The organism is Paenibacillus artemisiicola (assembly GCF_017652985.1).
GTDB classification, from domain to species: domain Bacteria; phylum Bacillota; class Bacilli; order Paenibacillales; family Paenibacillaceae; genus Paenibacillus_Z; species Paenibacillus_Z artemisiicola.
In genome coordinates, this window is the sequence record NZ_JAGGDJ010000071.1 from 1 (window position 1) to 18658 (window position 18658).

General features: G+C 44.6%; 21 protein-coding genes. 5 read left to right on the forward strand and 16 right to left on the reverse strand.

Features of this window, described 5'->3' with window-relative positions:
* The 4 genes from I8J29_RS31565 to I8J29_RS31580 form a co-directional block, all read right to left on the reverse strand.
* A partial coding sequence (locus I8J29_RS31565) for a response regulator (protein WP_208851248.1) occupies positions 1–419 on the reverse strand: 419 nt, incomplete at its 3' end.
* Between the two features lie 96 nt (positions 420–515).
* Positions 516–1034: a hypothetical protein gene (locus tag I8J29_RS31570; protein WP_208851249.1), complete on the reverse strand. Its 519-nt coding sequence runs from the start codon at positions 1032–1034 to the stop codon at positions 516–518.
* Positions 1035–1473: 439 nt separating this feature from the next.
* On the reverse strand, positions 1474–2229 hold the full coding sequence (locus I8J29_RS31575) for an AAA family ATPase (RefSeq protein ID WP_420831180.1): 756 nt from the start codon (positions 2227–2229) through the stop codon (positions 1474–1476).
* 227 nt (positions 2230–2456) lie between these two features.
* Positions 2457–2999, reverse strand: coding sequence for a ribonuclease FAU-1 family protein (locus I8J29_RS31580; RefSeq protein ID WP_208851251.1), 543 nt, complete (start codon positions 2997–2999; stop codon positions 2457–2459).
* 301 nt (positions 3000–3300) lie between these two features.
* On the opposite strand from I8J29_RS31580, the gene I8J29_RS31585 reads away from it, so the two are divergent.
* Both I8J29_RS31585 and I8J29_RS31590 read left to right on the forward strand, forming a co-directional pair.
* The gene (locus I8J29_RS31585) at positions 3301–4761 is read left to right on the forward strand and encodes an AlkA N-terminal domain-containing protein (protein ID WP_208851252.1); all 1461 of its coding nucleotides are present in this window, start codon (positions 3301–3303) and stop codon (positions 4759–4761) included.
* Positions 4762–4773: 12 nt separating this feature from the next.
* Positions 4774–5313 (forward strand): methylated-DNA--[protein]-cysteine S-methyltransferase, encoded by a 540-nt coding sequence (locus I8J29_RS31590; protein WP_208851253.1) that lies wholly within the window; start codon positions 4774–4776, stop codon positions 5311–5313.
* A 456-nt stretch (positions 5314–5769) separates the two neighbouring features.
* On the opposite strand, the gene I8J29_RS31595 is transcribed toward I8J29_RS31590, so the two are convergent.
* The 5 genes from I8J29_RS31595 to I8J29_RS31615 all read right to left on the reverse strand — a co-directional run bounded on the left by I8J29_RS31595 (position 5770) and on the right by I8J29_RS31615 (position 10115).
* Positions 5770–6684, reverse strand: a complete 915-nt coding sequence (locus tag I8J29_RS31595) for a phosphotransferase (RefSeq protein ID WP_208851254.1) — start codon at positions 6682–6684, stop codon at positions 5770–5772.
* A gap of 198 nt (positions 6685–6882) precedes the next feature.
* A complete protein-coding gene (locus I8J29_RS31600; RefSeq protein ID WP_240546624.1) occupies positions 6883–7668 on the reverse strand; it encodes a helix-turn-helix domain-containing protein in 786 nt (261 codons plus the stop codon).
* A 210-nt stretch (positions 7669–7878) separates the two neighbouring features.
* Positions 7879–8337 carry a DinB family protein gene (locus I8J29_RS31605; RefSeq protein ID WP_208851256.1) on the reverse strand — a complete coding sequence of 153 codons (459 nt, stop codon included), beginning with the start codon at positions 8335–8337 and terminating at the stop codon, positions 7879–7881.
* Between the two features lie 447 nt (positions 8338–8784).
* Positions 8785–8985 (reverse strand): cold-shock protein, encoded by a 201-nt coding sequence (locus I8J29_RS31610; protein ID WP_090637001.1) that lies wholly within the window; start codon positions 8983–8985, stop codon positions 8785–8787.
* Positions 8986–9362: 377 nt separating this feature from the next.
* Entirely contained in the window at positions 9363–10115 is a 753-nt protein-coding gene (locus I8J29_RS31615; RefSeq protein ID WP_208851257.1) for an SDR family NAD(P)-dependent oxidoreductase, read from the reverse strand.
* 214 nt (positions 10116–10329) lie between these two features.
* On the opposite strand from I8J29_RS31615, the gene I8J29_RS31620 reads away from it, so the two are divergent.
* Positions 10330–10710 carry a MarR family winged helix-turn-helix transcriptional regulator gene (locus I8J29_RS31620; RefSeq protein ID WP_240546625.1) on the forward strand — a complete coding sequence of 127 codons (381 nt, stop codon included), beginning with the start codon at positions 10330–10332 and terminating at the stop codon, positions 10708–10710.
* Positions 10711–11016: 306 nt separating this feature from the next.
* Here I8J29_RS31620 and I8J29_RS31625 read toward each other — a convergent pair whose 3' ends face one another.
* Entirely contained in the window at positions 11017–11358 is a 342-nt protein-coding gene (locus I8J29_RS31625) for a hypothetical protein (RefSeq protein WP_208851259.1), read from the reverse strand.
* 223 nt (positions 11359–11581) lie between these two features.
* The gene (locus I8J29_RS31630; RefSeq protein ID WP_208851260.1) at positions 11582–12319 is read right to left on the reverse strand and encodes a hypothetical protein; all 738 of its coding nucleotides are present in this window, start codon (positions 12317–12319) and stop codon (positions 11582–11584) included.
* Positions 12320–12619: 300 nt separating this feature from the next.
* Here I8J29_RS31630 and I8J29_RS31635 point away from each other — a divergent pair, with 300 nt between their 5' ends.
* Positions 12620–12820, forward strand: coding sequence for a DUF6199 family natural product biosynthesis protein (locus I8J29_RS31635; protein WP_208851261.1), 201 nt, complete (start codon positions 12620–12622; stop codon positions 12818–12820).
* 314 nt (positions 12821–13134) lie between these two features.
* Positions 13135–13959, forward strand: coding sequence for a copper amine oxidase N-terminal domain-containing protein (locus I8J29_RS31640; protein ID WP_208851262.1), 825 nt, complete (start codon positions 13135–13137; stop codon positions 13957–13959).
* A 153-nt stretch (positions 13960–14112) separates the two neighbouring features.
* Here the strand turns inward: I8J29_RS31640 and I8J29_RS31645 are convergent, their stop codons facing one another.
* The 5 genes from I8J29_RS31645 to I8J29_RS31665 form a co-directional block, all read right to left on the reverse strand.
* Complete coding sequence (locus tag I8J29_RS31645; protein WP_208851263.1) at positions 14113–14787, reverse strand: hypothetical protein; 675 nt, start codon at positions 14785–14787, stop codon at positions 14113–14115.
* Between the two features lie 217 nt (positions 14788–15004).
* On the reverse strand, positions 15005–16003 hold the full coding sequence (locus I8J29_RS31650; protein ID WP_208851264.1) for a DUF4367 domain-containing protein: 999 nt from the start codon (positions 16001–16003) through the stop codon (positions 15005–15007).
* Positions 15964–16545 carry an RNA polymerase sigma factor gene (locus I8J29_RS31655; RefSeq protein WP_208851267.1) on the reverse strand — a complete coding sequence of 194 codons (582 nt, stop codon included), beginning with the start codon at positions 16543–16545 and terminating at the stop codon, positions 15964–15966. Before I8J29_RS31655 ends, I8J29_RS31650 begins: the two co-directional genes overlap by 40 nt.
* A gap of 276 nt (positions 16546–16821) precedes the next feature.
* Positions 16822–17295 (reverse strand): hypothetical protein, encoded by a 474-nt coding sequence (locus I8J29_RS31660; RefSeq protein WP_208851265.1) that lies wholly within the window; start codon positions 17293–17295, stop codon positions 16822–16824.
* A gap of 261 nt (positions 17296–17556) precedes the next feature.
* A complete protein-coding gene (locus I8J29_RS31665; RefSeq protein WP_208851266.1) occupies positions 17557–18363 on the reverse strand; it encodes a copper amine oxidase N-terminal domain-containing protein in 807 nt (268 codons plus the stop codon).
* Positions 18364–18658 lie beyond the last annotated feature (295 nt).

Here is an 18658-nt window from a genome sequence, read left to right on the forward strand (position 1 = left end):
GCGTCCCGCTCCGCGCCGGCGGCGCCTTCCGCCCGGCGCCGCTCCGCGAGCGGCCCGGCCAGCTCGCGCAGCACCTTGTGCACTTCTTCCGGCACGAGCGGCTTGAGCAAGTAATGGTCCACCTGGTAACGCAGCGCCTCCTGCGCGTAGCCGAATTCGGAATAGCCGCTGACGATGACGGTCTTGGCGGTCAGCCCGAGCTCCTCCTTCATCGCGCGGATGAGGCCGAGTCCGTCCAGGACGGGCATGCGGATGTCCGTCATCACCAGATCCGGCGGGCAAGCCCGGATCGCGGCGATCGCTTCCTCGCCGTCCGTCGCCGTACCGCATAATTCATAGCCGCAGCCCTGCCAGTCCACCATCGTTTTCCAGCCTTCGATCATCAGCGGTTCGTCGTCGGCCACCAGCACCTTGTACATGCGCTTCACCTGCCCGGGAGGGTTTTACGTTCAGTATGTCATGCGTCTTCGGGAGCGACAATGGACGGAACTACGATTTCTTGCCGTTTTCTACAGTCATGTTGAAAGCGCTTTTATAAATAGGCGCCGCCGTCCGCCCGGCGGGTTGCGACGGCGGGCTGCTGTATAAAGAATATAATGGATCGACTGCCGTTTTATTGAAGTATCGTGTCCCGTTAGCTTAACTATCCGCCTAATAATTTTATAACTTACAACAGTCAAAATAACAAAGGCAAATATTGATAAGGCAGTTATAGCTTTTACTACGGAAGTACGCAACTCAGGTTGGTATTTTGAAGCCTGAAAAAGCCCAATCAATAATATTGGCGCTGCAATCAAACCAATTAAAGGAGTCATTCTTATCACTTTTAAATGCCAACTAAGATTATATACCGTATATATCTTCACTATTGATATCGAAAAACCCGTAAAAGCTAATAATATCAGCCCTAAAGTAACTAAGACGTTTTTCTTCTTAACAAAACTGATAAAAGCTACAGTCAAAATAATCAATCCTGAACCGAAGACAACTATTAAATATTGTGTTAACGGTAAACTATTGTAGAAACCACTCACTGCTGTTGCTCAACTTCAGAGAAATTTGTATGATCATTTCGGCAACTAATCCTATGAACTCCTACCCTTGTCTAAACTAACGTGTCCCATTAGTTTAATTTGATAAAATGTTCAATTCAAAAAAATAATATCATGCGTAAACCTTAGCCGAAGTACACGTGTATGAGAAATGATTCAAATGTTTTCGACATGAATTATGGTTCATCATGGTAGGACTGCATGTGAGTGAGACATCTTGTTACTCAACTTGATTTATAGTCTGCATAAGAGGATGTTCACCACCATTATGTTGTTTACCTCAATATACCATTTTTAATAACTACGAGTTAATGTTGAACTCTTCTGCCCGTTAGCGGAATGACGGCAGCCGATTGATCTGAAGCCGGCTGCCGTCGTATTCTCTTCGTCTAAATAGGCTTCCATAGGGATAGCGGTGGAATTAATCTTGTGCTTCTTCGAGTAACTCCCTGAGCATCCTATCCTTGTTATTCACAAACTCTTTCATAATCATAAAATGGTCGGTTTCCTCCAATACTTGGACCTCGATACCATCCGGCTTTAGATTGTAAATAATCGAATCTGGATATGCCATAAGGATCGGGGAATGGGTCGCAATAATAAATTGAGAGTTTTGCAAAACAAGTTCATGGATTCGTGTCAGCATCGCCATTTGGCGAAGGGGAGACAATGCAGCCTCAGGCTCATCCAGTATATATAAGCCATTCTCCCCGAACCGATGAATGAAAGTGGAAAAGAACGACTCTCCGTGCGATTGCTCATGTAAGGACTTACCACCGTACGAATCTTTAATAGGGCGACCCAATGAAGGTTGACTGTCCAACTCATCGATCGTCGTGGCGAAATTATAATAGCTTTCTGCCCGGAAGAAGAAGCCATCCTTCGGGCGTCGCGGACCTCTGATCAATTGTATATATTCGTATAAGCTCGAGTGGGTAGCCTGACTCGAGAAGGAAAAGTTGATCGTCCCACCCTCCGGGTTAAATCCCCATGCGACAGCAATGGACTCCATCAGGGTTGATTTGCCCATCCCATTTTCACCTACGATATAGGTTACCTTGGGGTGGAAATCAAGGGTATTTAAGCTTCGAATGACCGCCAAATCAAAGGGATAACGATTATAAGTGGGTATTTGGTGCCTCTTGAGCTGAATTTGTCGTAAATAGGAATGCTGCACATTCAATATAGTTCACTCCCGTTTAGGCCTTCAATCCCTATCCTTACCTTTGTCGGTCGACGCTGACTCATCACAGCTTTGAGTTTACTCCATCAACCAAATAATACCACATATTGGAACTATCCTGCCCGTTAGCGCAACGACGGCTGCCGAGCGTTATCAGGTCGGCTGCCGTCGTGTGATGATTGAGCTATCGTCTTCCGTTAGTTGAATGAATCGCCCCTTTTTTAAAGCTTTTGGGACAGAAATTCTTTGTGTTCTTCTGAAAGTTTTAATAACGCGAACTCATCACGCTTAATTAATTCACTGAGCTTAGTTGACTCTGCCCTGGCTAAATCATATAGTGCCTTATTTATTACTCCGCCGTTAAAAGCTTCTTCCAGTTCATCCGTGTCCTTATTAATTATTTCACCAGATGGTAAAACAATTAAATCTAGAAACAAATCTTCCATCCAAGGTACATTGTTGTCACTAACTCCATTTTGGGAACATATATCTATGTACCACTGCACGATATTACCCATTGAATCAAACATTGTTGTTACCGAATGGTTACGACCTGAAGGGAATTGTTGAAGCCAAAGATAGCCATCATCAACAATACAAATTCTCTCTCCGTTATAATCAACGTAAAGTGGGTCTGTTACTTTGACAATTCGCAAAAGAGTCACATAACCATTGAAGTTATCCGATTCAATAAAAGACTGCGCATATTCTCTTAATAAAACACGCTTCCAATCTGAACGGTCACCGTATTTCCTCTTTAGCATCCATACTCTCCCCCTCAATTGCTTTCCTTCAGCTTAACAGTTACTTACTTTAGGGGAAAACGACTTATTCGAATTAACCTGCCCGTTAGTTGAACAACGACTGCTTGGGGCCGCTTCGTCGGGAATGACATCAAGTTTGCGCTGCACGTCGGGTAGTTCGATGGGCGCGATGCGAGCGCTTCTTGAGTTTGTTGCAAGGACGTTTTCATCATAGTGTCACCCCCAAAAACCATGTCCGAAAATGGCCAGACCTTTTCAGACAACATGATACAATAAAACCAGGTCAGGAAAGGGTGACAAGGTGACGGATAACAAAGACGCACTGTATGCAGCGTTCAAGGCAAAAGACGCACGTTTCGACGGACGCTTTTTTGTAGGCGTATCGTCGACGGGAATTTATTGCCGCCCTGTGTGCCGGGCCAAGCAACCGAAGCCGGAAAATTGCACGTTCTATGCCTCCGCGGCGGCAGCGGAGCATGCGGGATACCGCCCATGCCTTTTATGCAGGCCGGAGCTTGCTCCCGGCACTTCAATCACCGACGCTACAGCTAATTTAGTTTACCGAGCAGCAAGAATGTTAGAAGAAAGCAGCGGCAGCGGGCAAAGTTTAGATGAAATAGCCGGGCGACTTGGTTGTACGGACCGACATTTGCGGCGCGTTTTTACAGCAGCGTATCACGTGTCGCCGGTTCAGTATTTGCAAACATGCCGGTTGCTCCTGGCCAAAAACCTGCTCACAGACACAGATTTGCCGGTACTGGAAGTTGCGATGGCGGCGGGGTTTGGCAGCTTGCGTCGGTTCAACGGCCTTTTTAAAAAACAGTACAAGCTTTCGCCTACGGCCTTACGAAAACGGACTGTAGAAGAAAAGAAGCATAAAGACAACCTTACTTTAGCATTGAGCTACCGTCCGCCTTATCCTTGGGACGAAATGCTGCATTTTCTGGCCGGACGCACCCTAGCAGGAATTGAAGTCGTAAAAAACGGCGAATACATGCGTACCGTCCATTTGGTAAACGCAGATGGAACGCCTGTATATGGTTGGGTGCGGGTGGGGCATGATCCTAAAAAGGATGCATTGAGCGTTACCGTGAGCGAAACTTTACTGCCGGTACTGCCGCAAGTATTAGCACGAATACGACATCTGTTTGACTTATACTGCGACCCGGTCGCGGTGTATGAAACACTACGGGTAATGAACGACATTCGACCCGGTCTTTGCGTTTTGGGAGCTCGTGTGCCGGGGTGCTTCAATGCGTTTGAAATGGCCGTGCGGGCGGTGCTGGGACAGCAAATTACCGTGAAAGCGGCAAGCACATTGGCGTCAAGGATTGTCCAAGCTTACGGCGCGCCCATTCAGACCGGGATTGAGGGATTGACCCGTATTTTTCCTTTACCCGAAGATCTAATGTCTTTTGGCGGCGCGATTAAAGATCGCTTCGGAGTGCTAGGTGTTACCGCTGCACGGTCAACTACGATTTTTGAACTGGCACGAGCATTCGTACAGGGCGAAATTGATTTTGACCTCCCGGCCCAGCCGGAGGAAGAGATGAAAAAGCTGATGGCGATTCGCGGTATCGGAAGCTGGACAGCGCAGTACATCGCGATGCGCGCGATGGAATGGCCCGACGCATTCCTTGAAACAGATGCGGGCGTCAAAAAAGCATTACAGCCCTACACGTCGAAGGAATTACTGAAAATGGCGGAAGCATGGCGGCCGTGGCGCAGTTATGCCACCATCAACCTTTGGAACACGCTATAAGGAGGCAGGAACATGTATTATCGGACAACCTATCCGTCACCCGTAGGAATCATTACGCTTGCATCCGATGGAAGCGGTCTTGTTGGCGCATGGATTGAGGGGCAAAAGTATCACGGGGCTACTATACCTGAAGGTAGGATAGAGCATGGCGACATGCCGATATTCGATACCGTAAAAAAATGGCTGAACAACTACTTTGCGGGCAAGAAGCCCGACATTTCAGAATTGCCGCTTAGTCCCATTGGCAGCGGATTCCGTCAAGAGGTATGGAGCATTCTATGCGAAATCCCATACGGCGAGGTGACCACCTATGGCGACATTGCCAAAAAAATGGCGGCCAAGTTGAACAAGGAAAGCATGTCAAGCCAAGCAGTAGGCGGCGCTGTCGGGCATAATCCGATCTCGATCATCATTCCCTGCCATCGCGTTGTAGGTTCAAACGGCAGCTTGACGGGGTACGCCGGAGGTGTTCATAGAAAGGTGAAATTGCTTGAATTGGAGGGTACCGATATGTCGGGGCTGTTTGTGCCCACAAGAGGTACAGCCCTTTGATATTGAAAAGACGGTGCCACGGTGAAAATGAAGCTTAACAATAATCACAATCTCTTCACGGCGTCTAAATCCGCATGGCATATCCCCCTTGGCTTAAGGAAAGCTCCACTCCTAAGAGTGGGGCTTTTATTAGCAAAAGAGCCCTCTGGGGGCGCCGCCATCAAGTGTGGGATGACAAGAACTTAACGTCATACATGACAAGAACATTATCCCATTTCCGATAAACGAAAACCCAACGCAGTTTGCGTTGGGTTTCAAGCAATGTATTGCCGCGGCGATCTCCTCCCTGAGTGATTGAACTAACGTGTCCCGTTAGCGCAACGACTTACGCTGTTGAATTTCGTGTTCCTCAACATAAAGCGGCATCAGAGAAGGCGAATTGTACCTTATCGCAGCCTTTAAACGACAAAATGGTGCCGATAGCCATAGCCCCCTAGCTGCAACGAAATAATGAGCCTAATCCGACAGTGCTCGCATGATGTTGGATTTCGCCTCTGCCGCAATCGCTTCATTCCCGTCATCGATCGCTTGCATCAAGATCAGTACGGGGATGTATACCGCGATCAGCCGCGCCAGCAGCTTCGTTTCCTCGTCCGCACCTCCGTAAGTTTCGAAAAACACGCCGCGAGCGTAAGGTGGTAAAAAGCTGTAAGCAACGCTCAAATCGCAAGCCGGATGGCCTACGCTCAGATCGCCCCAATCAATGATGCCGGAAACGATCCCGTTCTCATTCACAAGCATATTTTTGAAATGAAGATCGCCATGTAGCAGTGCATTCACCGCCTCGACACGGTCCGTTTGCAGCCTGCTAATATACGCTTCCATCACACCGGACTCCTCCGGCGACAAGTGTTCAACCACCTTCGATAGAAAGCCCTCCAATTTCACTTTGCGCGATGCTATGTCCGTCAAGCTTCGATGATCTTGCTGAACTCCGCACTTCAGCGCCGCCTGCACCGGAAACTCATGCAATCTCCGCAAAAATTTCGCCAGCGTCTCTGCCGATAAAGCCCGGCGTTCTTCCGTCAAACCGATGGGGAAATCTCCTGGCACGTAGGCATAGCCAAGAAATGGTGCCGGGTATCCGTCACTTGCTTCGCCATAAAACAACGGTTTCGGATAGGGGATGGTCATATATGCCTCCAGCTTCGGCAGCAGCTTCCCTTCTATACGAATCGAGCCAACTGCAATCGTTCTTCTTGGAAACCGGAACACGTACTCGTCACCGATGAGAAAAACCGTATTGTCCCAGCCCCAGCCCAATCGCTTCACTTGCTTCGATGACAGCTGAGGGAATTGTCTGCCGATCAGCGTCCGCGCCTGCTCTTCGTTAACCGCCCACTCCGCATCCCAAACATTCGTTCCTCCCATGAAAGGTCTGCCTCCTCGTTCTCTACTTTATTTAGACGTTTACATTCCCTGGAAGTTACGCATAACTGCCCGTTAGCGCAACGACGGCAGCCGATCGTTCTAAGGCCGGCTGCCGTTGTGCCATGATTGAGCTATCGTCTCCCGTTATCATGCCGTCATATCATGATTGAGCTATCGTGTTCCGTTACTTTAACAAAACTATCTTTCTAGAATACTTTTTTCGTACTCGTTAATTGCATTCTCACTCATAACCGAGGTTAAAAAAACAATTACCTCTTTACCTTCTCGTTCTATAATTTCTTTAGCACATGCGTCAACGGCAGGTTTACTCATAAATGTTGATATCGCCAGTAGTTCGGCTGCACCACCATTTCCCGCACTAAAAAGTTTTTGTGAGCAGACGTCAATTACCTCCTGACTCATGTATGGGGCGATAGCTGCCAGTTCAGCAACACCGTTGCCTCCCAATTGAAAAAGTTTCGATGCACATTCATCTAACACATCCTTGCTTATATAGGGAGCAATCGCTAACATTTCCGCTGCTCCAATGCTTTCTATTACAAGTTGTTTAACGCGCCGATTCATGAATTCCTCGCTGACATAAGGAGCCACAAACATTAGATTACGGATATTCAAATTGGCCTCTGCTTGCTCTACTATCTCTTGAACTTGTTCTGGGCTAAGCAGTGGTGCAATTTCAGAAATGTCTTTGAGCGATACCTCTTGATTCTGTAAATAATTCCGGGTTGTATGATTCAGCACATTTTTCAGCAATTGTGTTCCCATACTTTCATCAAGTATCTCATCGATGCTAACGTCAAAAATATGCGCTAATTGAGGAAGTTTAGAAATATCGGGCATCGACTCGCCTCTTTCCCAATTACTCACTGCTTGGTAACTGATGCTAAGTCTGTCAGCCAAACTCATTTGGGACATCCCAGATCGTTTCCTTAAATCAGCAATATTACGCCCTACTTTTGACATATCAAACACAATCATCACCTCTTCACCAGAATACTATTAGTGTATCTATTACTCACTAAATTGACCATCAAGTGATGCTTGAGTTTTTATTATAATTAACTCCTTAACATCAACAAAAATAACAGCCAATAATGTATCAGCTGCCGTCTTGCTGTTTTCAACTATCGTGTCCCGTTAGCTCAATTATAAATGACCCCATTCACTCTAAGATTATGAAAGCTCTCTTATATAGGCGATAAAATCAACGTTGACTGGTTCGCCGCCTGCAGCTCGCAGTATCGTATTAATTTGTCCGCGATGGTATTGTCCATGCAGCGCTACATGCGTCAATATATCATGAACGGACGTGGTATAAGATCTCCCGGTTTGATTCTTATATGCAATAACATTCTCCAAGTTTCCATTTTCCTCGATCGAAATGAGATAGGCTAAAAAGTTTCCATGGTTTTCATCGATCCATCGGCTGCAATCCGATAGGTCGGCGTCAGGCCATATCGCGATATGCGAGCTATCTTTGCCCAACAATCGAGTGAGCCAAACCTGCTCAGAATGTAAAATGTGGGCAAAAAGTCGCAGTGCCTGTTCATTATGGTCTTGCGTGCGCAAGTGCGCAAGAATTCGTTTGTTTGCCCAATTCAGCTGTTTGAACATAATGCGGATCGTTTGCATTTATGTTCACCTCCCTAATACGCTCATTAAACATCCGAACAATTCAATCTATCTTACAAGCATACTCTCTACCCCCATATAATACAACATTTGGATGTGCTATCCTGCCCGTTCGTTCAATAACTCGAACTGCTGTTTTTGGGGCTCACGGGATAGAAGGTAAGGACATACCGGACTCGAACATAAGAAAAACCGCCAGGGCACTGCCTTGGCGGTTTATTTATCGTTGATCTAATGTATATTCTTTGTCAGCACCTTCAGACGGTCCGACTTACACAGTTTTTTTCATGAATATCAGTTAAACACAAACGATAATAATTTTATAGTCTAACCATATCCAGAATTTATAAACATCTCCCATCTACTTATTGGTCAATCGTGTCCCGTTAGCGCAATAATAAAAAGCCTGTTCCTGACAATTCGTCAAGTCCAGGCTTAATATTTGTATTAAAGTTTTACAACATTCTCAGCTTGCGGTCCTCGTTGGCCCTTAACAACATTGAATTCAACACGTTGCCCTTCGTCCAAAGATTTGTATCCTTCGCCTTGAATGGCAGAAAAATGAACAAATACATCGTCGCCCGTTTCCCTTTGAATGAAGCCAAACCCTTTTTCCGCATTAAACCATTTGACTGTACCTGTTTCCATTAATTTATAACCTCCAAAGTTTAACATGATCCCCTAACAAAGCGGACTATTCACAAGTATATCCTATAGAAAACGAAAAAACTGTTGGAATTTGTCTTGAAAATCATTTTGTAAAGAAAATTGAATCGTGCCATCTGCCAGCGGACTTGTCCTTGTATTATCCTGCCCGTTAGCGTAATAAAGGGCTGCCAAGTTGGCAGCCCTCATGAAGTTGAACTATCGTGTCCCGTTAGCGGAATGACCTGACTATGAAACTATGATACGGTTCACCGCGCTGTCTGTAACGGCAAGTTCCGGGCAGGAGTGTTCGCCCGACAAGCAGTTGCGTATGTTTACGTTTAATTCACTGGAATATAGAGTACATTAGACCGAATTCATCACCACGGGAGCGGACCATCCTCGTTGGAGAACGTGCCTGTCGGACCGTCTGCGTCAAGGAGCGCGAGGCGCACAGGCTCGCGCGCAGCCTGTTGGACGGTTCGAGTACCCGCGAAGTTGTTGAGATCCGTTCCTGTGAAGCCCGGGCACGCAGCGTTAACCTTGATGCCTGTTGACGCGAGTTCGATGGCGAAGGCAAGTGTAATTGCGTTAAGGGCGGTCTTCGACGGGCTGTAAACGGCGCCAAAAACCGACCGATGCGGAAAGCTCGGGTCCGCGTTGAGCGTCAGCGATCCGGAAGAACTTGATAAGTTGACGATTCGTCCCGCCGTCGATTCTCGAAGGAGCGGCAGCATGGCTTGCGTAATGGCGATAACGCCGAACGCGTTTGTCTCGAACACAGCACGCACTTCGTCTAGAGACGCAACGCTCGGGCGGCCCGAATTCGCAACTTCCTCGAGTGGTCTGCCCGGCTTTCCGGCATGCGAGATGCCCGCATTGTTTACGAGCACGTCGAGTCGGCCAAGCTCATTCCGAATACGTTCTGCCGCGGCGGCAATGGAGGCCTGGTTCGTTACGTCAAGCTGGATGGCTCGGGCATTCGCTCCGATGCTCTTCGCGGCCGTCTCCCCATGCTCAAGGTTGCGTGACCCCACGAGTACGGTAAGGCCGTTCGCCGCGAGATCCTTTGCGATTTGAAGGCCGATTCCTTTATTGGCCCCGGTGACCAAGGCGACTGGTTTGTCATGCATAGCGACACTCTCCTCTGTTCATTCATGTACGACATTTGCCCTATTGTTTTAGTTGATGTATCAACCGCAAAGAAACTGTAACATTTTGTGGTTGACGCGTCAACAGTGTTATTATGTTTTTATGGAGAAAAACGTGTTAAACGAAGAGGAAATGCGAATATGGCATTTGTGGAAAGGCTCCTTTCAGAGCATTTTCGGGCGCGTAATTAAAGAGATGTCCTCGCACACAGGACTATCCGAAGGCGATTACGGAGTGTTGGATCGGCTAGTCCTTAATGGAGACGGCAGTCTTCGTCAACAGGAGTTGGCTGACTCGATGGATTGGGATAAGAGCCGATTGTCACATCATCTGACGCGGATGGAGAAACGTAGGCTTGTAGCGAGGAATCCACTAGACACAGATCGCGGTGTTCAGGTCATCATCACTTCTGCCGGAAAATCCGCATTGGATCAAGCTCGTCCTGTCGTGGCTAAGGCAATACGACAATATTTCCTTGAACAATTAACCGATCAAGACATGGAGTCGATCACTAGGATGGCGGAAAGAACAAAGACTGGGTCCTCAACGAGGCCCCGTCTCCCGTTCAAAGATTAACCTTGACCCGACTTTTCAGAGAACTGGCCCCTTTCGCCAAAACGGCGGAGGGGGGTTTTTGCTTTCCGCAAGCAAAAGTCCCCCTGCAGGTACCGCATCGTTCTGTGACCCCAAAAAGATCGCAGAAGACCGTTTACAGCGACTTTGCCGCCAATGCGCCTTTCCAAGCCCGATACGAGATTTTCCGAAAAACTTGCCTTTACTTGTGATATAGTTCACCGTGAATGATCTTCAACTATCCTGCCCGTTAGCGCAACAACGGCAGCCGATCGTTCTAAGGCCGGCTGCCGTCGTGTCATAATTGAGCTATCGTGTCCGTAATTGCAATGATAAGGAATTGTCTTCAAAAAGTTTGAAACTTAGTACCTCGCCTTTCTCTCTAGGGTTCCACCCTTGTATAATTGCCTCAGTAATAATAAAGGCAATCTCAGCCGGCAACACGATTTTGTTATTTAAAGACGCTACATGAGGAAACTCCACCCAGAACTCATTAATGTCTGACTCAATATATACTCGGAGCAATTGCCCCGTCACTTCATCATGCTGAACGGTCAGTGTAATAACACCTTTTGTTGATGGTGTGACTACCCATCTGTAAGGTTCTTGCTCGACAATTATTTTTCTTGTCCCTCTTTTGCTAATTGTCATTCGGCAGCGCCTCCTCGGACACTTGCAACTTAATACTACCATAAAAAGGGAATCCTCTTTCTTGCCTGGTAGCGCAATGTAATTTCATGCTGGCATTGATCAGCTTACCTTCCTGCGGGAACGAAATAATGGAGCAACTTCCGCCGGTACACTGCTCCAAAATGCGTTTGAACTATCGTTTCTTGTTAGCGAAACTGTTTTAAATCTAAGGTCTTTTATTCTCTTAAGTTCTTCCTCGATAATACGTTCCATCATATATACCTTCTTTCCAAATAACCTTGCCATCACCTGATAAAGCTTCAATTTTAAGGGCGTCCGGTTGTCCAGAAGCTTCTTCCAAATAATCAAAATGGGTAAACCAAAATCTCCCTTGGGTTGTTGTAATGATTTTGGCTTGACTGGTTGATGATTTTTGAATAACGATCACCGTTTGAATATCCTCATCTGTAATCAGCCCGGCAAACGTCAATATTGGAATGTTAGGGTCATTAGTCATTGTCCAAGTAAACCCTTCTTTCGGGCTTAATTCGGTGTTCCCACTAATATTCCATACCTCCATTTTATTGGAGAAAAATGCATGTCGAAAACCAAATTCGTCTTTAAACAGGATTATCAATCCTTTTTCCACTTTTTCTTGATATATTAGATCAAACATCTTGGACTGAGTTTTCTCTAATAAGCTGTCTATTTCAGCTGGAACACCAATTGTATCAATAATGTCTCCTGGGGCTAGTTTAGAAGGGTCATATAAATCGTATTTGTCGTGATGGATGCTTATTTTGATGATGGCGATTCCAATCAACCCGACCCCTATAATGATCGTAACGATTGTGATGATTCTTTTTACTGAATTCTGATTCGGGTTTCCCGCCATATAAACACCTCTCAACTTTATTAACAACCTGCCAATTACGGCAAACTCATTTCCTAGTCCTGAAAATTCAAAGATATTTGCAGGCAACTCTCAACTCCTGAATAACACTCTCATTCAAAAGTTGCATTATCCTGCCCGTTAGCGCAACGACGGCAGCCGATCGTTCTAAGGCCGGCAGCCGATCGTTCTAAGGCCGGCTGCCGTCGTGTCGATAATTGAGCTATCGTGTCCCGTTAGCTTAACAAGCTATGTCGTTATTCCGTTTTGAACTACCCTCCCCGTTGGTTAAGCAAATAAAAACGCTTCTCGGGGGAATCATTACTCGTTGAAACAATTACCAATTCATACCGTATATTAATTTAAGAAAAGTCAAAAGGTGGTATACAAATGTTTGGATTGTTTGGGCTCCTATTTATTATTATAGGCATTTTAAATGTCTTTTTCCCACAAGCCGGCTGGTATATGCGCTACGGTTGGCAATTTAGAAATGCTGAGCCAAGTGATGCAGCATTAATAATGAATAGAGTCGGCGGTGTGATTGCTGTTGTCATCGGAATATTTGTGTTGTTTGGAGGATTTCCTCGTTAGACTTATCCTACCCATTTGGACCTCAACGATCAGGGCGGCGTCTGCTCCTCACATATTCGCTTCGGTAGGAAATAAAAGAGCTCGCCCTATAAAGGCGAGCTCTTTTGGATCATTCAATTATCCTGCCCGTTAGCGCAACGACATCAGCCGATCGTAATCAGGTCAGCTGCCGTCGTGACATGATTAAGCTATCGTTCCCCGTTAGAGTCGCATAATACCCGGCATATTCGCAATGCTGAACTGTAACAATACTGTGTATCTTAGCGTTATAAAGATAACTCCCAAAGAATAGGTGAAAGAGAGGCGTTAATTGAATGAAAAGATTAATATCCGCTCTTCTTTGTATGGTTTCATTTTTTTGCTTTAGTCAACTCAACAACGTATCCGCAGCTACTTCTACTAGTACCTCATCATTGCCAACCTACTCCCATGTATATCTAAAGGCTGGACCGTACTATATTCTGTACACTCACCCCACTGCTCCATTTGTAGACCAAAATGATCGGTTACTAATTCCTCTTCGAACGTTTGATGAATTGTTCGGTGGAAGTGTCTCCTATCAAGCTAGTAACAAAACTGCAGAAGTTATATGGCAAGGCCATGCCTTTAAATTTGTAGTGGGTTCTGAAAAAGCCGAAGTGGATGGAAAAACCTTTTCCATGGATACAAAACCTGTAATCAAAGATGGATCAATCTCATTGCCTATACGTTTGTTTTTAAACACTACGAATCTAAAATATCATTGGGATAGTGTGCTTCGAGTACTTGTTTTAGACGATGAAAGTATACTTGTAGGAAAGCCTTTCATGGATTTTAAGGGAAACGACCTCTATCCAAAAAATATTGACAATGTTCTACAGGTTGAAAATTATACAATAAAAAAATCTCAAGATGGTAATTTTCAATTGAATCTTACAGCTAAAAACAAGTCAGGAAATGACATTCCAGCCGGTAAAGCGGATATTCATCCACTTGTGTCTTATGGTAAAGTTTTTGGCGGTTTTGCAACAGATTCCTATAGTCGTCCAAATTACCCTGCTATTTCCGAAGTTAAATCCGGCGAAGAAGTAACGATATCTCAAAACTTCCCATTACAAGATGTTGAGTATATTATTACTGTCGCTAGAATTTTATCTTAGGTTATTAATTACAGAATGAATAATACGTATTTAACCGGCCATCCCCATAAAGATGGCCTTTTCTATTTGCCTAACGACGGTTTTAGTCGATCGTTACTATGCCGGTTGCCGTCGTGTCATGATTGAGCTATCGTTCCCAGTTAGATCAATTAACTACATTGGGTATATAATTCCTAATTCTTCAAGTGATTCACGACACTCATCAATACCTTCTGCGTTCACAAGTCCGATACTGGTTGCTTCCTCTTGAGATATTCTAATTACGGATTTTGGATTCTGGAGTTTACGGTGAAATAACGACAAAACTAAATCACTCTGCTCTTGCGTCATTTCATAGTAATCATGCCAGTGTTTTATTGCTTCATCTGTGCAACCCAAAAGTTGTGTTTGAATAATCTCCGCACCATGCTCAAATAAATCTACTAAGCTATCGTTGGAAACAAAGTCATCACTCACTCCGTAAAATAACGCCGTGATTAACGGTATTGTTTGCCCATCAACCTCATCTAACAAGCAATGAAATGTTTCCGACTTAGCGATTGCATGAACCGCTGGTGGTGCCTTATGGAGACTTCTTATGGCTGTTTGAGTCAAGTCGCTATTATAAAGACGATCACTTTGCTCTTTTCTAAATGCGGCTACAATAATCCTATCGTGGAACGTAATTGTTCCTCGGATGCCGGCTCCATCTTGTACATTATAGTTTATGCCATCCCACGATTGCTCGAATGAAAAGTCAGGGTAATGCGCAGTCATTACGGCATGGGCAATAGACGCCAATATGCATCCATTCCAGATTTGTTCTCTGTTAATTGCTAATTTGTACAACTCTTATCAAACCTTTCAGAGACTAATGAATTTCGCTTTTAACTAAATGGATTCCATTGATGTACTTTTATAGACCAATGGAGTTTGTTGCGTTAATCTGCCCGTTAGTTGAACGACAAGGACTGCCTGCTGAGGGCAGCCTTTGTATTGATTTTTTAGGAACTCATTTGACAAGCGCATTTAAGCACCCAGCAAGATAAAAGATTAATTAACTTGCCTACTCGACAATACTTTCAATCATCTTCAAGAAGTCTTCCTCGGAAATTCCGCTATTGGGTGAATCCCATGCTGTAATAAGAATATCGTTTATATTTTGGTACCATAACGCCTTATTGGTGAATTGAGTGTTCTTTCCCACATAAATCACTTCTTGTTCATTAAAAGATAGTTTCTGAGACACTGCATGTTTAGGGATGTTCATGTCCACTTTCTGACCGTGTAATTTAACGGCCATGATATCGATTATCTTTTGATGTGAATCGTCAACAAAACTAATTAGCGCAGAGTCAGCTTCATGCCATGTAATTGGTTCGGTAAATAAGACATTCTTTGCCGAACTTTCCATTGCTCTATTCGTTAATATGCGGCTAAGTCGCTTATATTCATTCCTATCTATATTAGTGGGTACTAACGTGCCGGTTAAATAGTGAAATCCTTCAGGTAAAAAATCAGGTTTAAGCGTTAGAGTAGGACTCAACTTTTCATTCATGACCTGGATGAAGGCATCACTGGTGTCATCATGAATCAATTCTCGATTAAGCCCATAATCAGCTCCGTACTCGAACCCAAGTAGAACTTGTCCGCACACCTCTTCTGAACCTTTTACGTAATAAGCGACTCCATTGTCTGCCCCTGGCTCTATTGATTTGCTTGCCGCTTCACGATAGCTATTGATCAAGCGTCCGCATTCGCTATTCGTAGGAAGTGAATTGTTAGACGTTTGCAAAACCACTTCTCCTTTTTGATTGCGCAATTGCAGGTACTCAGCTGCAGCGTACGCGGAGACGGAGATAAAAAACATCATGAGAGCAATAGCAGCGGCTAAAGCTCCTTTATGAATGCGAAGCCGTCCTATTCTACGTGAAGATTTATTTTTTTCATGACCCAATACTCTCCGCATGACTCGGGACGTAATTCGCGATACAGGTATCTCGTCAATGGAGATACTGTGGCGCTTTAAATCTTCATCTTGGCTATCGTGATTTTGTCTTGCCATTGGATGTCCTCCTCCCTGATGTGTAGTTGCTGCCTGATCTTTTCCTTCGCGCGAGCAATCCGTTTCTTTACCGCTTCTGGTTTTGAACCAATCATTTCACCGATCTCAACATAACTTCGGTCTTCAAATATACGGAAAATGAGTAGGCTCCGATCTTTAGGTGATAATTTTGACAAGGCATGTATCATCAAAGGACTAAAGCAATGCTTATCATAGATTTGCTCCGGGCTCTCCTCGTGTTCCTCTTGATGGAACAACCAGCTGAATTTAAGCTGCAGTTTACGCCGACGGAGGACATTTAAGCAATGTCGGTAAGCGATGGAAAATATCCACGCGCCGAAGCTTACGCTTTGCTTATAAGCACCAATCGACTCATAAGCCTTTATAAGAACGTCTTGCACAGCGTCCTCGGCCTCTTGGACCTGATTCAGCATTCTGAAACAATAGCGATAGAGAGGCGGACTAAATTGCTCCGCAATGGCTTCATATGCTACAACATTTCCGGATTGGACTTGTTTGACCCATTCTTCAATCTCCGTGATCGCCGCCTCCTTACTTCGTCTCTATACTCTTATAACACGGAGGAAGCTAGATTCGGGACAAATCTTCGAATTAATTAATGAATTGCACATATTTAAAAGCCCCTCATTAAGCAAAATAAAAAGCAGACAGCTTAGGATAAAAATAAAGTCCTAGTATGCCACTGCTTTATCGAACTATCCTGTCCATTAGCGCAACGACTGCAGCCGATTCTAAGGCCGGCTGCCGCGTATTATAAATGAGCTATCGTCCCCGGAATTTCTTCTGACCGATGCAGGTTATTCCGTCCCAATTGGGTCAAGTTGAATGGTCTCCGACGTTTTGTTCCACCACACCTGCATTTTCACGGAAGAATCAGGATTGGCGGTTGAACCATTTCCACCCGAGGAGCCAAGACTGTACACATTGCCAATCTTATCGACACTAGGCAGTGTTCCGTTGCCATCCCCGCCACCGACTGTGTCGTACTCGTAACGGAGTTGACCCGAAGGTCTAGGGTCCTTGCCAATATATTTCATGAACAATCTTGATGTGTGATTCTCCTCTCCTTTCGGCTTATAGGTGATATACAAGGCTGCCCAATGCTTCGAATGTCCCCTGAACTCATAAATGTAGTCCATTTCGCGACCTGATTTAAGGTCCTGAATAGTATTGCGTTGCATACCGATGTATACATCATTCTCATTCTGTTTACATCCGCTAAGCAGCAGTGTGCTCGCCAACAAAAACGTTAAGATCATTCTCCATCTCATGGGATCCTCCTTAGATACGAATATTCCTAACACATCTTTATGGTTGAGTCGGCGACGCGTCAAGCTTTCGTGTCTCATTAACTTAATTTATCTTCGTTTCCTCCTTAATTACTTTAGTTGAAAAAATTCTTTATTGTTGTCATTCCAGTTAATTTCCACTTCAATCGGCCTTGTCTCGTCAGTTACTATACAACCTGCACAACTACGCTGGATTTCCATCAATGGACATTAGCTTCGAGAAATCCATAAATCACGCGTGACCTATTCATGAATTCTAGGGAAGTAAAAAACGAATTCTACTTTACTAGTGTCTTTGTTATTAGTCGGGTATTGATGCTCCATAATTTCGCCTTTTCCAATCTTTAAATCCTCAGTAACATCATTTAAAACTTGTTGTATCTCATTATTTGAAACTACCCACACGCCGCTTTTTACATCTTCAAAGTTAATTTCCTCTCCTAAGATGTTTCTCGACTTTATGTGTATTTTGATTTGCTGGTTGTTTTTATTAAAAGCAATGGATTCTGGGAACACACCATAATTCTTGTATTGTTCTTCATCATTGCTTCTCATCTCATTAATTTCTTTCAGTACTCCTTGCACCAAAAATCGTTCATCATTAATTGTAATGGTTTTCCCCGTTCCATACCCCATGTCAATAACAGATGTGCGAATCCGGAATGCGTCCGCAACTGATTTGAGCGGCAAAAAGAAACTGTTATTTTTCAACACGGTAACCGTATCCAATTCGAATTTTTGGCCATTTACTTCAATAACTTTAGAATTTGCTTTTAACTTAAGAGATGCATTACCTTCAATGATTGTTGCCGTTTTACTCGCCACTTCATAAGTCGCTGTTGCTCCAAACAACTTCGAGAATGATCGCAAAGGCACCATCATGCGATTATTATCATCGATGTATGGTGCCAGAGGCGCACTATAAAGTAAGAAATAACCTTCGATATTTAAGAATATTGAACCTCCACTCGCTTTTGATACGTTTGGATTGAATGCTGAAACGACTGACAAGAAAACCACGGCTACTAGAAAATTTTTAATGAATGCCATCTAGTTTCACTCCTTAATTTATTGAATTCCCATACATTAAACGGAGCGTATAGTAAATTGTTTCATCGTGCAAAATGGCATAAGCCCAGGAATATAATTGGCGACATCTTGTATAGTTATGGAAGTATCCTGCCCGTTAGCGCAACGACGGCAGCCAATCGTTATCAGTGATATGCTCCCCATACGGTAGACAGGTGAAATAATAAAACCTGTTATCGTAAGGGGAGTTTTTTCATGTCTCTAGGAAAGTATAGTGCGTTGGAGAAACTTGCTATTCTCAAAGAAGTATCAAATG

Coding starts and splice junctions, on each gene's coding strand:
- I8J29_RS31660 (WP_208851265.1), bottom strand. CDS start 17,295: ATGAGATGGAGAATGATCTTAACGTTTTTGTTGGCGAGCACACTGCTG.
- I8J29_RS31580 (WP_208851251.1), bottom strand. CDS start 2,999: ATGCTAAAGAGGAAATACGGTGACCGTTCAGATTGGAAGCGTGTTTTA.
- I8J29_RS31625 (WP_208851259.1), bottom strand. CDS start 11,358: ATGACAATTAGCAAAAGAGGGACAAGAAAAATAATTGTCGAGCAAGAA.
- I8J29_RS31620 (WP_240546625.1), top strand. CDS start 10,330: ATGTCCTCGCACACAGGACTATCCGAAGGCGATTACGGAGTGTTGGAT.
- I8J29_RS31665 (WP_208851266.1), bottom strand. CDS start 18,363: ATGGCATTCATTAAAAATTTTCTAGTAGCCGTGGTTTTCTTGTCAGTC.
- I8J29_RS31590 (WP_208851253.1), top strand. CDS start 4,774: ATGTATTATCGGACAACCTATCCGTCACCCGTAGGAATCATTACGCTT.
- I8J29_RS31635 (WP_208851261.1), top strand. CDS start 12,620: ATGTTTGGATTGTTTGGGCTCCTATTTATTATTATAGGCATTTTAAAT.
- I8J29_RS31595 (WP_208851254.1), bottom strand. CDS start 6,684: ATGGGAGGAACGAATGTTTGGGATGCGGAGTGGGCGGTTAACGAAGAG.
- I8J29_RS31650 (WP_208851264.1), bottom strand. CDS start 16,003: ATGGCAAGACAAAATCACGATAGCCAAGATGAAGATTTAAAGCGCCAC.
- I8J29_RS31640 (WP_208851262.1), top strand. CDS start 13,135: ATGAAAAGATTAATATCCGCTCTTCTTTGTATGGTTTCATTTTTTTGC.
- I8J29_RS31600 (WP_240546624.1), bottom strand. CDS start 7,668: ATGTCAAAAGTAGGGCGTAATATTGCTGATTTAAGGAAACGATCTGGG.
- I8J29_RS31610 (WP_090637001.1), bottom strand. CDS start 8,985: ATGGAAACAGGTACAGTCAAATGGTTTAATGCGGAAAAAGGGTTTGGC.
- I8J29_RS31615 (WP_208851257.1), bottom strand. CDS start 10,115: ATGCATGACAAACCAGTCGCCTTGGTCACCGGGGCCAATAAAGGAATC.
- I8J29_RS31605 (WP_208851256.1), bottom strand. CDS start 8,337: ATGCAAACGATCCGCATTATGTTCAAACAGCTGAATTGGGCAAACAAA.